The following is a 14,556-nucleotide window of genomic DNA, read 5'->3' on the forward strand; positions in this document are numbered from 1 at the left end:
AGGTTGGTTGTTGTGTAGTTATGGCTAATCCATCGATCACTCGTAAGCCTGAATGGCTAAACAAATCCCGCATGGCTGAAAGCTTGGGTATCACGACGCAGGCCTTCGATAAATGGGGCGTCGCGGCCGTTGCCAAGATCGGCCGCGAGTCCTTTTACGACGTCCGGTCAGTGCTGGATAACCGGCTGAAACATCAGGACGGAAAACAACAACCTGGCTCTGAAGAAGTCGATCCGCTCATTGGCTACAAGATTGATTGCGAGCGACTGCGGCTGACCCGAGAACAGGCCGACGCCCAGGCACGCAAAAACAAGATCGGTGACAAGGAGCTTGTCCCGGTTGGTTTCATGATTTTCGCGCTATCCAGTCTGTCGGCGCAGTTGGCTTCAACCCTTAACACCATCCCTAAGCTCGTGAAGCGTAAGCACCCCGATATTGCCGTGCGTCACCTTGATGCCGTCGAGAACGAAATTGCCGTTACGCGTAACGCCGCTATCGGGTTGGCTGACCGTGTGCCGGAGCTTTTGGATGAGTACATCGCCACCTTGGATGAGGTCGCTGGTTGACGCTGTCCGGCGCGGGCTGAAAAGTCTGCACAAAGATGCCCCGATGACGGCGGTCGAGTGGGCAGACGAGTATTTTTACATGTCGTCGGAGTCCTCTTACGGCGAAGGCAAGTGGACGACCGAAGCCTTTCAAGTGCCCTTGCTCAACGCCATGGGCAACGACCTGATCGAAGAATTGAACATTCTGAAGTCAGCGCGGGTTGGCTACACCAAGATGTTGGTGGCGAACATCGCCTACAAGATCGAGCACAAAAAGCGCAGCGTCTGCATGTGGAGCCCGACCGACGACGACGCCAAAGACATCATGAAAAAGCACATCGACCCGATGATTCGCGATGTGCCGGTGATCAAGGCCCTGGCGCCCTGGTGCGGAAAGAAGCACGGCGACAACACGATAGACTCCAAAGTCTTTGAAAACCGCAAAGTGCTGTGGTGGTTGGGTGGCACGGCGGGCGGTAACTACCGGGAGAAAAGCCCGGATGAAGTCGGCTACGACGAGCTGTCGAACTTCGATGAGGATATCGAGGGCGAGGGTTCGCCGACCTTCCTGGGCGATAAGCGACTTGAAGGGGCGACTTACCCCAAGTCAATTCGCGGTTCCACGCCAAAACTAGCGGACACCTGCCAAATCACCCGGGCGGCGAATGAGTCGGCGTATTTGATGCGCTTTCACATTCGCTGTCCGCATTGCCGCACGGAGCAGACGCTGAAGTGGGGCGGGTCGGATGAGCCGTTTGGCATCAAATGGCTGAAGAATGAACGCGGAGAAGTCGTCAAGGCTTGGTATTTGTGTGAGTCCGGTCACGGCTGCACGTTCGAACATCACGACATGATCGAGGCGTCAAAGTCGGGCCGGTACATCTGCGAGAAAACCGGTATTTGGACGCGCGACAGCATGGAGTGGTTCGATGCGGACGATGCGCCGATGCGCACGCCGCGCCGTCTCACGTTCCATATCTGGACGGTGTATTCGACGTTCACCACCTGGGTGAAGATCGCCGACGAGCGGGTTAAGGCTGGCAAGGATCGGGGCAAGCTCAAGACGTTTACCAACACCACGTTGGGCGAGACGTGGGAAGAAGATCAGACCGAGAAGGTCGATTGGGAGTTGTTGCACGCCCGGCGTGAGGTTTACGCCGCCCAGGTGCCGCCGCGCGTGGTGGTCTTGACCGGCTCGATTGATACCCAAGACGACCGTTACGAGTTGCGCGTATGGGGCTGGGGCGCTGGCGAAGAAGCGTGGTTGATTTATCGCAAGATTCTGTACGGCGATCCGTCCAGTGCGGTGCTCAAACGCAAGGTGGGGCTTGAGCTGCACCGCATGTTCATCCGTGCTGACGGTGCGGTGATGCGGGTCGAGCGTTGGTGCTGGGACTCCGGCGGCCACCACTCGGACGCTGTTCGGGCTGAGAGCCGCAAGCATGGCGTGCATTGGGTGATCCCGATTTTCGGGGCCAGTACCTACGGCAAGCCGATTGCGAGCTTCCCGCGTCGTAAGGAAAAGAAATCAAAAACCTACCTAACCGAGGTCGGTACCGACAACGCCAAAGAGGTGATCTACAACCGCCTCAAGCTACAGCCGGACGGCAACCGTCCGGTGCCGGGTCTGGTGCATTTTCCTGCCGACGACCAAATCTGCGACGGCGACGAGCTAAAGCAGCTCACCAGTGAAACCAAGAAATGGATCATGGCCCGAGGGCGCCGCGTGCTTCGCTGGGATGCCAGCAAGAAGCGCAACGAGGCGCTCGACTGCTTTGTGTATGCCTTGGCGGCGCTGCGTATCTGTCAGGAGAAATTCGGCCTCGACCTTGACCTGCTGGCCAGCCTGAACACGGCAACGGGCGTGTGGGAGGTGCCGGATGAATCCGACGAGCCGGACGAGCCTGAAGAGGGGGCAGCACCTGAAGCGCGTACCGAGCCAGAAGCCCTGGCCATTGAGCCGGCCCAGGCCGCACCACAACCAGACCACCAGCCTGCCGCCGGCGGCTGGATTGAAACAGGAGCAAACGCATGGCTGTGACAGCTCAGGAAATGCTTGATAAATACCTGCAGGCCGAAGCGGACGTGCTGGCCGGTAAAGACGTGCAGTTCAACGGCCGCCGGGTCGTTATGGCGGATCTGCCGGGCATTCGTACCGGCCGGCTGGAATGGGAGCGGCGTGTCAAATCCGAGCAGAGAATGGGGCGCCCGGGATACTCCCTGGCGGCCTTTGAATGAACCTGTTGGATAAAGCCCTGGCGCCGCTCTTTCCGGGCATGGTGGCTGAGCGGCTGCGAGCGCGGAACGTGATCATGGCCTTTGAGGCTGCCACGGTTACCCGCACGCATAAGGCCAAAAAGCAGCCGCGCAGCGCCGACGCTTCGTTGAATCGCACGCTGAAATCACTGCGCGATCAGTGCCGCAAGCTGGACGAAGATCACGACATTGTCACCGGCCTGTTTGATCGCCTGGAAGAGCGCGTGGTGGGCGGCCCTGGCATTGCGGTGGAGCCGATTCCGCTGGGCTACGACGGTACCGTAAACGTGGCGTTTGCGGCGCAGATCAAGGCGCTGTGGGGGGAATGGTCGCTCAAGCCCGAGGCGTCGGGAGAACTAAGTCGGCCGCAGATGGAACGATTGGTGTGCCGCACCTGGCTGCGCGATGGCGAGGCCTTGGCACAGATGCTGATGGGCAAGGTACCCGGTTACGACCATTTGCACGGTGTGCCGTTTGCCCTGGAGCTGCTGGAGCCAGACTACCTGCCCGTTGAATACACCGATCTGTCCAAGAACATCGTTCAGGGCGTCGAGCGCAATGCGTGGCGCCGGGTGCGCGCTTACCACCTGCTAAAGATACATCCGGGTGATCTGCGTGGCGTTGTCGCGCAGAACACCAAGCGCGTCCCGGCTGAGCAGATGATTCACATTGCGCACCGCAAGCGCATTGGCCAGAACCGTGGCCAGCCGTTACTACACGCGGTGTTGATCCGCTTGGCGGATATCAAGGACTACGAAGAAAGCGAGCGGGTCGCGGCGCGTATCAGTGCGGCGTTGGCCATGTACATCAAGAAGGGGCTTCCCGACGACTACATTCCGCCGGCGGAAGGTCAGGCGCGCGCCGAGCGAACGTTCCCAATCGCGCCGGGCATCGTGATCGACACGCTGTTGCCCGGTGAAGATGTCGGGATGATCGAAAGCAACCGACCGAACCCGTTCCTTGAGGGGTTCCGTAATGGTCAGCTCAAGGCGGTCGCGGCAGGTACCCGCGGCACTTATTCCAGTGTGGCGCGCAGCTATGACGGTACCTATTCGGCGCAGCGTCAGGAACTGGTCGAAGGGCAGTTGGGCTATGACCTGCTGCAGCACGAATTCATCGACTACTGGTGTCGTCCGGTTTACCGCCAATGGCTGCAAATGGCGGTCCTGAGCGGCCAACTGGTCGTGCCTGTCGATGTAGATCCGCGAACGATCTACGGGGCGTTCTATCAAGGGCCGGTGATGCCCTGGATCAATCCGGTGCATGAGGCCACGGCTTGGAAGCTTCTGGTTGAAGCCGGTTTTGCTGATGAGGCAGAAGTGGCCCGGTCGCGGCAGCGCAACCCTTCAGAACTCAAGGCGTCGCGTATGGCGGAAATCGCCGCGAACCGAGAGAACGGGCTGGTGTACAGCTCGGACTACTACCACCAAATCTACGGGAAGAATCAGCCCAATGATGACGAAAAACAACGAGCCGCTGATGCGGCCACGGGGGGCGACCCCAAAGAAGGATGAGCCGAACGGCGGGCAGAGCTGGTATCAACTCCGCGCCGCTGCGCGTGGCGTTGTTGACCTGATGCTCTATGGCGACATTGGCGCCTGGGGCATATCAGCCAACCAGTTTGCCCGTGATCTGAAAGCTCTCGGTGACGTGTCACAGATCAATTTGCACGTCCATTCGCCTGGCGGGGACGTGTTTGAAGGCATGGCCATGTACAACTTGCTCAAGAACCATCCGGCTTACGTGGAGGGCACGGTGGATGGTCTGGCCGCTTCCATGGGAAGCGTGGTGCTGATGGCGGCCGACAAGATCCGCATCCCGGCCAACGCCATGATCATGGTGCATAAGCCGTGGGGGATTCAGGGTGGTGACGCCGACGAAATGCGCCGCTATGCCGACTTGCTCGACAAGGTCGAGGATTCGCTGGTGGCGGCCTACACCAACAAAACCGGCAAGTCCGTTGACGAGGTCAAGGCCTTGCTCGCCGCTGAAACCTGGATGACTGGCGCCGAAGCGGTCGAGCTGGGTTTCGCTGACGAGATGGTCGAGTCGATGGACACCTTCGCCAAACTCAATTCACAACGAATGCAGGACTTCAATAAAATGCCAGAATCTTTCAAAAATCTGTTCGAACCCCGCGGTTCGGTGACCCCTCCGGCACCGGCTGCTCCGGCGCAAAACACTCCAGCGCCGTCTGCGTTGACCCCAGAGCAAATCATGGCTCAAGGTGTGGCGGCCGAAGCGTCCCGTCGTACAGCGATCAGTGCAGCGTTTTCAGCGTTCGCGGGTCACGAGGCGTTGCGCGAAACCTGCCTGGGCGACACCACTTGCACTCTGGAGCAGGCTAACGCCAAGCTGCTGGCTGCAATCGGCGAAAAGACCACCCCGACCGCCAGTCCGCGACACCCGGGGCATATCAGCAACGGCAATCTGGTGGGCGACTCGGTGCGGGCTTCGTTGTTCGGCCGCCTCGGCATGGAAGAGAACCAAGCGGATAACGCATACAACCACATGACCTTGCGCGAGTTGGCCCGTGCGTCCTTGGCTGATCGCGGCATTGGCGTGGCGACCCTGCGCCCAATGGACATGGTCGGCATGGCGTTTACCCATGACAGCAGCGACTTCGGCAACATCCTGCTCGATGCCTCGCACCGTTCGTTGCTGGCTGGCTGGGAAGATGCCGAGGAAACCTATCACCTGTGGACTCGCCAAGGCCGTTTGAGCGACTTCAAGGTGGCCAACCGCGTCGGCTTGGGCTCGATGTCGACCCTGCGTGAAGTTCGCCCAGGTGCTGAATACAAGTACATCACCCTTGGCGACACCGGCGAGACGATCCGTCTGGCCACCTACGGTGAAATTTTCAGCATCAACCGTCAGGCGATCATCAACGACGACCTCGACGCTCTGATCGCGATTCCGCGACTGATGGGTGTCGCCGCTCGCGCAACGATCGGCGATCTGGTGTATGACACCCTGATCAACAACGGCAAGATGAAGGACGGTAAACCGCTGTTCGACGGCTCGCGCAAAAACCTGTTCACCGGTGCCGGCTCGGCGTTGTCGATTGAAGCAATGAGTGCGGCAAAAACTGCCATGGCGTTGCAGAGGGGCAAGCCTGCCAAAGAGGGCGAGAAAACCCGCACGCTGAATGTGCGACCTGCGTATCTGTTGTGCCCGGTCGCTCTGGAAGACAAGGCCAATCAGTTGATCCGTTCGTCCTCGGTGCCTACCGCGCAAGTCAACGCCGGCGTAGTCAACCCGATCCAGAACTTTGCCCAAGTGATCGGAGAGCCGCGCCTGGACGACGCGTCGTCGTCGGCCTGGTATCTGGCCGCCAAGCAAGGTAGCGACACCATCGAAGTGGCCTATCTGGATGGCGTTGATACGCCGTACATCGATCAGCAGGAAGGCTTCAAAAGCGACGGTATCGCCACCAAGGTTCGGATTGACGCCGGCGTCTCCGCGCTCGATGCGCGCGGCCTGAACAAGTCCGCCGGCGCGTAACCCGCGCTCAATGCCATGCACCCCGCCTATGCGGGGTTTGTTGTTTCTGGATAGGAGAAAAAGGCTATGGCTACAAACTATGCAAGTACTGGCGAAACCGTAACCCTGCCAGCCCCCACCGGCGGTTCCGTTGCCGGCGTTCCCCAGGTGATCAACGACCTGGCGGTGATGCCGTTGCAAAGCGGCCCCAAAGGGACGGTGATCGTCTACCGCACCAACGGTTGCTGGAGCGTGCCAGCGGATGCCGCCCTTAAGGCCGGCATGAAAGCCAGTGTTAAGGCGGGCGCGCTGGTAGCGGCCGGTACTGCCGACTCAGCCCCCTACGGCAAGCTGTTGTCCGATCCGGTCGGTGGCTTCGCTGACGTGCTGATCGTGCAGTAATGCCGGCCGCGAACTTTCGCGACCGTATGGCCCAGCTGGATCGCCGGATTCTGAATCGCGTGGGTGACCCCGCGACTTTGGAAGACGGCACCCCGCTGTTGGGCGCCTTCGAAAACCCGTTTCTTGATCCCCAGTTGGGGGCTCGGGGCGGTAATGGGCGCCTGGGCATTACGGTTAATGCTGATGCTGTACGCGAACCCACCTTTACCTTGCCAGCCGCTGACGCGGTCGGCCTGGTTAAGGGTGTGGTCCTGATCGTGGGACTGTCGGCCGCCGATGGCGGCGGACGGTACAAGGTAGTGCGCCCTGAGCCGGACGGTAGCGGCATGGTGGCCCTGGTACTGGAGGTAGAGCGTGAGCGAACCGCAGACATTACCTAGTGAGCTGACTCAACTGCATGACGTCATGACGGCTGCTATCACGGCAGCCATGCCGCAAGTGGTGTATGTCAAAGACTATCCGGTCCTTGAGGAGGGCATGCCACTGCCGGCGCTGCTCTACGCCCTGACCAATTTGGTACCGGGGGATGATCCCGGGGATGGGCGGGTGTGTCTGCTGGCGACGTTCGAAGCCTGCATTTTGGTCGAGTCGTCCCGGGATCGGGCGCCGCTGCAGGCCGCCGTTTTGGCAGGCAAGCTGGCCAAGCTGCTGCATAACCAGTATTGGGAACTCGACTTTGTCGACCACGTCCGTGACGTGCAGGCGATGCCGACGGAATCCATTCCCGCGCTTGAGCACTGTTCCGCCTGGTCGGTGCAGTGGCGACAACCGGTCTACCTGGGCGAAACCGAATGGTTATGGCCTGACGAACCGCCGGGTTCGCTGGTGTTTGCCTTCCATCCCGACACGGGCCCCGGCAAGGAGGATGACTACATCAGCCCGGGGGATATTGAATGAGCTACGCAAGCGCGCAGCATGACCGAATGCTGGCCGGACTAATCAAGGATTGCTATGTGGTGGCGGTGGATCTGGCCGCCTCGCCACCTGTATGCCGGGTGTCGGATGGAGAGTGGGTCAGCGCCTGGGTGCGTTGGCACAGCATCGCCGCCGGCATGGCGCGCCATTGGCGTGCGCCCAGCCTCGGCGAGCAGGGGACCCTGATAAGTGCCAGCGGGGAGGTGGCGCAGGGCACATTCATTCCTGGGCTTTACGGCAATGCCGGCGCCCCCCCGGACAACCGCGATCATGTCGAGGTGTGGCGTTTCGATGATGGCGGCTCGCTGATCTACGACTGGCAGGCCAGCAGCTACACCATCACCGTGCCAAGCGGCACCGTGGCCCTCAAAGTCGGTGGCTCGGAGGTCGTCGTTACGGATAACGCCGTTGACGTGAAAGGCGCGAGCATCACCCTGAAAGGGGTGGTGGAAATCGACGGGACGTTACTCGTAACGGGCAACATCACCGGCGCCGCGAACATCATGGCGGCCGGTCAGAGCGACAACCACCACTCGCATTAATTAATCAATTTTCCAGCCCGCCAGTGCGGGCTTTTTTCTGTCTGGAGCAAATATGAGCGCCAAGAAAGCAGCCGCCACACCTGATGTGCCGGAAACCATCGGCCCGGCGCGAGTGTTCCGCGACACGCGGTACACCTCCCGCACGCTGGTCATGTCGGACGGCAGCACCTTGTCCGTTATCGCTGGCCGGGTTGCGGCGAGCGGCGATGAGCAATACGCCTTCCTCAATGCCCACCCGGATCTGCAACCGCTGACAGAGTAAACGCCATGATCGGAATGGACCGCCGCACGGGGCAGCTGCTGTCAGGTTCGGCGCATCTGCGGCAGTCCATTGAGGACATTCTTAGCACGCCTCTGGGCAGCCGCCGAATGCTTCCGGATTACGGCAGCAAATTGCGCCGCTATGTCGACTTGCCGGTTAACGAAGGCTGGAAAAGCGCCGTGCAGGCCGAGGTGGCTCGCGCCCTGGGGCGCTGGGAGCCCCGTTTGAAGCTGGAGCGAGTCAGGGTCATTGCCGTTGTGGATGGCAAAATCACCCTGCAACTGACGGGCTCCTACGACGATGATGGCGTGCTGCTGGAGGTAAGCGCATGAGCACTATCGACCTTTCGGCGCTACCTGCGCCGCAGGTGCTGGAAAGCCTGGACTTTGAAGAGCTGTATCAGGGCGAGCTGGCGGCTTTTCGCGAGTACATGGGCGACAACTGGACAGCCCTCCTTGAAAGCGACCCGGTGACCAAGCTGCTGGAGCTGGGGGCCTATCGCCGCATGCAGAACCGGGCGAGGGTCAACGACGGGGCCAAGGCATTGCTGTTGGCTTATGCCACGGGTACTGATCTTGACCAATTGGCCGCCAACGTGGGCCTCAAGCGACTGGTGATTCAGGCCGAAGACCTCGCCGCCGTGCCGCCAGTGTCTGAGGTGATGGAGGAGCACGACGCATTACGCGAGCGGGTCCAGTTGGTGTACGAAGGGCTGACCACGGCCGGCCCGCGAAACAGCTACATCTTGCATGCCCGCAATGCCTCGGGCTTGGTCGCGGATGCCACGGCCGAAAGCCCAGCACCGGCCGAGGTGGTGGTGACGGTGTTGTCGCTGGAAGGCGACGGCACGGCCAGCCCCGAGCTGTTAGCCAAGGTTGGCGCCCATCTCAATGACGACGACCGACGCCCGGTGGCTGATCGGCTGACCGTGCAAAGCGCCCAGATCCTGCCCTATCGGGTCGATGCGGTGGTGTACCTGGCCGGTGCCGGCCCGGAAACCGAGGCGACGCTGGCCGAGTGCGACGCACGGCTGAAAGCCTGGATTAATCCCCGCCGCCGTTTGGGCGTCGAGGTGGCTCACTCGGCCATCGACGCGCAGCTTCATATCAGCGGTGTGGCTCGCGTGGAAATCCCGGGATGGGCGGACATCCGTCCGACCAAGGCCCAAGCGGCCTGGTGCTCGGGCGTTACCGTCACGCGGGGTAGCTGATGAAAAGTCTGCTACCGCTCAATAGCACCCAGCTCGAAAGGGCGATTGAGGTGGCCACCGACGAAGTTACCGAGGTGCCCCTTAGGACGCTGTACAACCCGGATACTTGCCCGGCCCATCTGCTTTACCAACTGGCTTGGGCCTGGTCGGTGGACCGTTGGGATGATCGGTGGCCTGAAGAGGTCAAGCGCTCGGTGATCCGCTCGTCGTTCTACGTCCATGCCCACAAAGGCACCATCGGCGCTCTGCGCCGGGTGGTGGAGCCGTTCGGCTACCTGATTGAGGTGGTCGAGTGGTGGCAGACCGTGCCTAAGGGTGTGCCGGGAACGTTCGACTTGAGGATCGGCGTTTCTGATGAAGGCATCAGCGAAGAAACCTATCAGGAACTGACGTGGCTGATCGACGACGCCAGGCCGGTTAGTCGCCACATGACTGGATTGGCCATCAGCCTCGAAACCCAAGGCCATTTAAACATCGGTGTTGCCCTGTACGAGGGCGACGAGATCGACGTGTACCCGCCTGTCATGCGTGACATTGAAGTCACCGGTTCCATTGGCGTGGCAGGGCGCGAACACACCATAGACACCCTGGACGTTTACCAATGATTGATGAGACTTCGCAGTTTTTCGCCATCCTCACGAACGTGGGAGCGGCGAAGCAGGCGAACGCCGATGCGCTTGGCGTTCCTTGGAAACTAACCGAGATGGGCGTGGGCGATGCCAACGGCACCGATCCCATCCCTAATGCGGCCCAAACGGCGTTGATCAACGAATGGCGTCGCCGTCCGCTGAATCAACTCAAGATTGACCCGACCAACTCGGCGGTGATCATCGCCGAACAGATTATTCCGGCCGACGAGGGCGGGCACTGGATTCGTGAAATCGGTATTTATGATGCCGACGGGGATCTGGTGGCGGTCGCGAACTGCCCACCGAGCTATAAGCCGGTTATGACGCAGGGCTCCGGACGAACACAAATCGTACGGATGAACTTCATCGTCAGCAGTACGGGCAACATCACGCTGAAAATTGACCCGTCATTGGTGCTGGCATCCCGGGAATACGTGGACAGGCGAATCCTTGAGGAGCTGTACAAGCTCGACAACAAGCAGTCAGTGCGCTTGGCCACCACATCCAATATCGCGCTGATGGGTCTTCAGACGATTGACGGCGTTACCTTGCTCGCGGGTGATCGCGTGCTGGTGAAAAACCAGACGGTAGCCCGGGACAATGGTATTTGGATTGCTGGTACCGCAGGTTGGCAGCGTGCGCCAGATGCCGATAGCAATGCCGAGGTTACTTCGGCGATGATTTTGTCGGTTGAGCAAGGCGCCACCTTGGCCGATACCCGTTGGCAGTTAATCACTGATGGGACGATTGTCCTGGGTACCACGGCGCTGACGTTCCAGAACGTGACCCAGGGGTTTGCGACGATAAACGCGCCGGCGCTGATCAGTCCAACAGCTAACACCCCGCCGCAATTCGACAGCTCGCAGTTGCTCGTGAATGCGTTCTTTCTGAAACGCCATGGGCTGCAATATTCAACGTTCCTTTCGTTGGATGTGAGCACCGCATTGACGCTTAACGAGGTAGGCGGGCTGGTCAGCTTTTCCAGCTTTTCGCCGCTTACCTGCACTATGCCTGCGACCAATACCATCCCCTCCACAGCAGCGGCAACAGTTGCTGTTGTCTGTGCCGGCACTGGACTGCTGACGATCGTACCGGCAGCAGGTGGCGACACGCTTAACACTTCTTCCGGCGTTGTCGGCTCTATCGTCCTTGGCTTGGGCGATACGGCTGAATTTATCAAGCTAGGGGGGCAATGGCGATTGGTCGGCGGAACCGTCGCCTTGAAGTACTCAGCGTCGTTCACCACGACGCTGGCAGCCAATGGCAAAGAGCGTCTGCCCAGCGGAAAGCTGCGTCAATGGGGATTTCTGACAACCAGCGCTTCAGCAGACTTGGCGGTCCTGTTTCCTGAGGCGTTCACTACGCGCCTGGTGTCATTGCAGGCCACTGCCTACATCAACGGCGGGGCAACCCGCGACACGAACGTCATGGTTCGCGCAGATGGATCCGCGTTGGCTGGCTTCAGCGTCGGGGCATTTCTATCGGGAACACGAACAGCCGAAGCTGTTTATTGGGTTGCCGAAGGCTACTAAGGGGGACTCATGATCTATTACAGCCCATTGCCTGCGGGCTTTTACAACACCGAGAGCCACGGCGCTCGCCGCATTTTGGTTGTCGATCCTGAGTGGTCACGTCCGATCAAAGACGGCGTGCCCGATGGTGATGCCGTACCGCCCATGATCGAAGTCGACAACCCGGCCTGCCTGATTCCGGCGGACGCGGTGGCGATCTCCGATGAGCTTTACGAGTCGCTGTTATCGGCCCCGTCGCGCAGCAAAATTATCGTCGCTGGTTCTGATGGTTTGCCAATGGAGGCCGATCCGCCGCCCATGTCGAGCGAAGAGGCCGAGGCGGTTGAACGCGCTTGGAGGGATGCTCAGCTTTCCGCTACCGATGGCGTCGTGTCCCGCCACCGTGACGAACTGGAGGAAGGCATTACGCCAACGCTCACGGCCGAGCAGTACACCTCGCTGCAAACCTATCGCCGACAGCTACGCGACTGGCCGCAAGGCACTGAGTTCCCGCTTGCCGAGCACCGCCCAATTGCTCCGGCCTGGTTAAGCCAGCAAACCCAATAAACGCCCCGCACTGACGGGGCGTTTTCTTTCCGCTTCACCCACTCAAGGCCCTGCATTGCGGGGCTTTTTCGTTTCTGGAGAATCTATGAGCGGTTTCTTTCACGGCGTTACCACAACGAACGTCGATACCGGGTCGCGCAGCGTTGCCGTGGCGTCGACCTCGATCATTGGCCTGGTTGATACCTTTGAGCCGGCACCGGCCTACAGCGCACAACCGAATGATCTGGTGCTGATCACCAGCGAGCAGGAAGCGGTGGCCGCCTTCGGTGCCGACTCGGCGATGACCAAAGCCTGCAAAGCGATCTATGTCCGCGCCAAAGCGGTGATTGTCGCCTGTGGCGTGGCCAAGCTGGCGGATCCGGCCGAACAGACCTCGGCAATCATCGGCGGCGTCCTGGCGGGCGGCAAACGTACCGGTCTGCAAGCACTGCTGGACGGCAAGAGCCGTTTCAACGCTCAGCCGCGGCTGCTGGTGACCCCTAAGCACAGTTCGACCCTGGCCGTCGGTACCGCCCTGGTGGCGCTGGCCGACAAGTTGCGAGGGCTGGCCATCATCGACGGCCCGAACACCACCGACGAGGCGGCCATGGCCTACGCCGAGAACTTCGGCGCCAAGCGGGCCTTTATGGTCGACCCCGGTGTGCAGTATTGGGACACCACGGCAGACGCCACGGTCGACGCGCCGGCTTCGGCCTGGGTCGCTGGTCTGTTCGCCTGGACCGACAGTGAATACGGCTTCTGGGCCTCGCCTTCGAACAAGGAGTTCGCCGGCATCACCGGTGCCTCGCGCCCGGTCGAGTTCTTGGACGGTGACGAAACCTGCCGAGCCAACCTGCTCAATAACGCCAACATCACCACGATCATCCGTGACGACGGTTTCCGCCTGTGGGGCAACCGCACCCTGTCGAGCGATCCTAAATGGGCGTTCGTCACCCGCGTGCGGACGATGGATATCGTCATGGACTCGATCCTCTACGGTCACAAATGGGCGGTCGACCGCTCCATTACCGCGACCTATGTCAAGGACGTGACCGAGGGTCTACAGGCGTTCATGCGCGACCTGAAGAACCAGGGCGCAATCATCAACTTTGAGGTATACGCGGACCCTGTGTTGAACACGGCCAGTGAGCTGGGAGAGGGCAAGGTGTATTGGAACATCCGCTTTACCGACGTTCCGCCGGCTGAAAACCCCATTTTCCGCGTAGAGGTCACCAACCAATGGTTGACCGAAGTCCTCGACACCGCCGCTTAAGGAGCGACCACAATGGCAATGATTCCCCAAACCCTGGCCAACCTTAACCTGTTCGTCGACGGCATCAGCTTTCAGGGTGATGTGCCGAGCCTGACCCTGCCCAAGCTCACGCTCAAGATGGAAGAACACCGTGGTGGCGGCATGGACGCGCCGGTCGAGATGGACATGGGCATGGAAAAGCAGGAGGCCAACTTTGTCACCACCGGCGTGCGCCGCGAGTCGCTGAAGTTCTTTGGCCTGGCCGACGGCAGCGCTTTTAACGGCACGTTCCGGGGGGCCTACAAAGGCCTCAAGGGCACGATCACCCCGGTGATCGTCACCCTGCGTGGCAGTTTGAAAGAGGTCGACATGGGCGACTGGAAGCCTGGCGACAAGGCCGAGATCAAGCACGCCGTCGCACTGACCTATTACAAGCTGGAAGTGGATGGCCGCGCCGTCTACGAAATCGACCCAATCGGCATGCGTCGCGTGATCAACGGCGTTGACCAACTGGCCGCCCAGCGCAGTGCCCTGGGCCTCTAACTTCCCCTTTTCTGACCGCCTAGCGTTTCGCCTGGGCGGCTTCCCCTCTTACAAGGACATAACACCATGAGCAATACCGAAGACAAGGCCAAAATCCCGAGCTTTATCACCCTCACCGAAACCGGCGTCACCGTGAAGCTGGCCAAGCCGGTCGAGGCCAATGGCGTCAAGGTCGACGTGCTGACCCTGCGCGAGCCGACGATTCGTCAGTTGCGTACGGCCAAGGCCAGCAGTGGTGGTGATCGGGAGCAGGAGGAAATCGTTCTGTTTTCCGCCCTGGCCGAGATCAGCATGGCGGACATCGACAACATGGGCGTGATCAATTACGGCCGCCTGCAGGAGGGATATTTTTGCGTGGTTAAGGACAACGAACTTTGACCTGAGCGTGCTGAAGCGGCTGGCCAAGCGCCTGGCCGCCGAGCTGAATTTTTCCGCCAATGAAATCCAGGCCATGCCGTTC

Annotated in this window: 18 protein-coding genes; all 18 read left to right on the plus strand. The window is 60.4% G+C overall.

The window, feature by feature from the left end; all coding sequences use genetic code 11:
* Nucleotides 1-20: 20 nt before the first annotated feature.
* The 18 genes from ACA047_RS08050 to ACA047_RS08135 all read left to right on the plus strand — a co-directional run bounded on the left by ACA047_RS08050 (nucleotide 21) and on the right by ACA047_RS08135 (nucleotide 14,474).
* Complete coding sequence (locus ACA047_RS08050; protein ID WP_497358219.1) at nucleotides 21-566, plus strand: terminase small subunit; 546 nt, start codon at nucleotides 21-23, stop codon at nucleotides 564-566.
* Complete coding sequence (locus ACA047_RS08055; protein ID WP_497358221.1) at nucleotides 529-2,586, plus strand: phage terminase large subunit family protein; 2,058 nt, start codon at nucleotides 529-531, stop codon at nucleotides 2,584-2,586. The genes ACA047_RS08050 and ACA047_RS08055 overlap by 38 nt, the downstream gene beginning before the upstream one ends.
* A complete protein-coding gene (locus ACA047_RS08060) occupies nucleotides 2,577-2,783 on the plus strand; it encodes a DUF6148 family protein (protein ID WP_497358223.1) in 207 nt (68 codons plus the stop codon). The genes ACA047_RS08055 and ACA047_RS08060 overlap by 10 nt, the downstream gene beginning before the upstream one ends.
* Entirely contained in the window at nucleotides 2,780-4,315 is a 1,536-nt protein-coding gene (locus tag ACA047_RS08065) for a phage portal protein (protein ID WP_497358225.1), read from the plus strand. Before ACA047_RS08060 ends, ACA047_RS08065 begins: the two co-directional genes overlap by 4 nt.
* On the plus strand, nucleotides 4,254-6,305 hold the full coding sequence (locus tag ACA047_RS08070) for a ClpP-like prohead protease/major capsid protein fusion protein (RefSeq protein WP_497358227.1): 2,052 nt from the start codon (nucleotides 4,254-4,256) through the stop codon (nucleotides 6,303-6,305). The genes ACA047_RS08065 and ACA047_RS08070 overlap by 62 nt, the downstream gene beginning before the upstream one ends.
* A 66-nt stretch (nucleotides 6,306-6,371) precedes the next feature.
* The gene (locus ACA047_RS08075; protein ID WP_497358229.1) at nucleotides 6,372-6,686 is read left to right on the plus strand and encodes a hypothetical protein; all 315 of its coding nucleotides are present in this window, start codon (nucleotides 6,372-6,374) and stop codon (nucleotides 6,684-6,686) included.
* Nucleotides 6,686-7,066, plus strand: a complete 381-nt coding sequence (locus ACA047_RS08080) for a head-tail joining protein (RefSeq protein WP_497358231.1) — start codon at nucleotides 6,686-6,688, stop codon at nucleotides 7,064-7,066. Before ACA047_RS08075 ends, ACA047_RS08080 begins: the two co-directional genes overlap by 1 nt.
* Nucleotides 7,041-7,583, plus strand: coding sequence for a hypothetical protein (locus ACA047_RS08085; protein WP_497358233.1), 543 nt, complete (start codon nucleotides 7,041-7,043; stop codon nucleotides 7,581-7,583). The genes ACA047_RS08080 and ACA047_RS08085 overlap by 26 nt, the downstream gene beginning before the upstream one ends.
* Nucleotides 7,580-8,143, plus strand: coding sequence for a phage baseplate assembly protein V (locus tag ACA047_RS08090; RefSeq protein ID WP_497358235.1), 564 nt, complete (start codon nucleotides 7,580-7,582; stop codon nucleotides 8,141-8,143). Before ACA047_RS08085 ends, ACA047_RS08090 begins: the two co-directional genes overlap by 4 nt.
* A 52-nt stretch (nucleotides 8,144-8,195) precedes the next feature.
* Complete coding sequence (locus ACA047_RS08095; RefSeq protein WP_497358237.1) at nucleotides 8,196-8,405, plus strand: hypothetical protein; 210 nt, start codon at nucleotides 8,196-8,198, stop codon at nucleotides 8,403-8,405.
* A 5-nt stretch (nucleotides 8,406-8,410) separates the two neighbouring features.
* Nucleotides 8,411-8,737, plus strand: a complete 327-nt coding sequence (locus tag ACA047_RS08100) for a GPW/gp25 family protein (protein ID WP_497358239.1) — start codon at nucleotides 8,411-8,413, stop codon at nucleotides 8,735-8,737.
* Complete coding sequence (locus ACA047_RS08105) at nucleotides 8,734-9,615, plus strand: baseplate assembly protein (RefSeq protein ID WP_497358241.1); 882 nt, start codon at nucleotides 8,734-8,736, stop codon at nucleotides 9,613-9,615. The genes ACA047_RS08100 and ACA047_RS08105 overlap by 4 nt, the downstream gene beginning before the upstream one ends.
* The gene (locus ACA047_RS08110) at nucleotides 9,615-10,220 is read left to right on the plus strand and encodes a phage tail protein I (protein ID WP_497358243.1); all 606 of its coding nucleotides are present in this window, start codon (nucleotides 9,615-9,617) and stop codon (nucleotides 10,218-10,220) included. The genes ACA047_RS08105 and ACA047_RS08110 overlap by 1 nt, the downstream gene beginning before the upstream one ends.
* Nucleotides 10,217-11,776: a phage tail protein gene (locus ACA047_RS08115; RefSeq protein WP_497358245.1), complete on the plus strand. Its 1,560-nt coding sequence runs from the start codon at nucleotides 10,217-10,219 to the stop codon at nucleotides 11,774-11,776. The genes ACA047_RS08110 and ACA047_RS08115 overlap by 4 nt, the downstream gene beginning before the upstream one ends.
* A 9-nt stretch (nucleotides 11,777-11,785) precedes the next feature.
* On the plus strand, nucleotides 11,786-12,322 hold the full coding sequence (locus ACA047_RS08120; RefSeq protein WP_497358247.1) for a tail fiber assembly protein: 537 nt from the start codon (nucleotides 11,786-11,788) through the stop codon (nucleotides 12,320-12,322).
* A gap of 85 nt (nucleotides 12,323-12,407) precedes the next feature.
* A complete protein-coding gene (locus ACA047_RS08125) occupies nucleotides 12,408-13,574 on the plus strand; it encodes a phage tail sheath subtilisin-like domain-containing protein (RefSeq protein WP_497358249.1) in 1,167 nt (388 codons plus the stop codon).
* A gap of 12 nt (nucleotides 13,575-13,586) precedes the next feature.
* Nucleotides 13,587-14,096 carry a phage major tail tube protein gene (locus ACA047_RS08130; protein WP_497358251.1) on the plus strand — a complete coding sequence of 170 codons (510 nt, stop codon included), beginning with the start codon at nucleotides 13,587-13,589 and terminating at the stop codon, nucleotides 14,094-14,096.
* 66 nt (nucleotides 14,097-14,162) lie between these two features.
* A complete protein-coding gene (locus ACA047_RS08135; RefSeq protein WP_497358253.1) occupies nucleotides 14,163-14,474 on the plus strand; it encodes a phage tail assembly protein in 312 nt (103 codons plus the stop codon).
* The last annotated feature ends 82 nt before the right edge of the window (nucleotides 14,475-14,556 follow it).

Source organism: Pseudomonas sp. LBUM1664 (genome assembly GCF_059695895.1).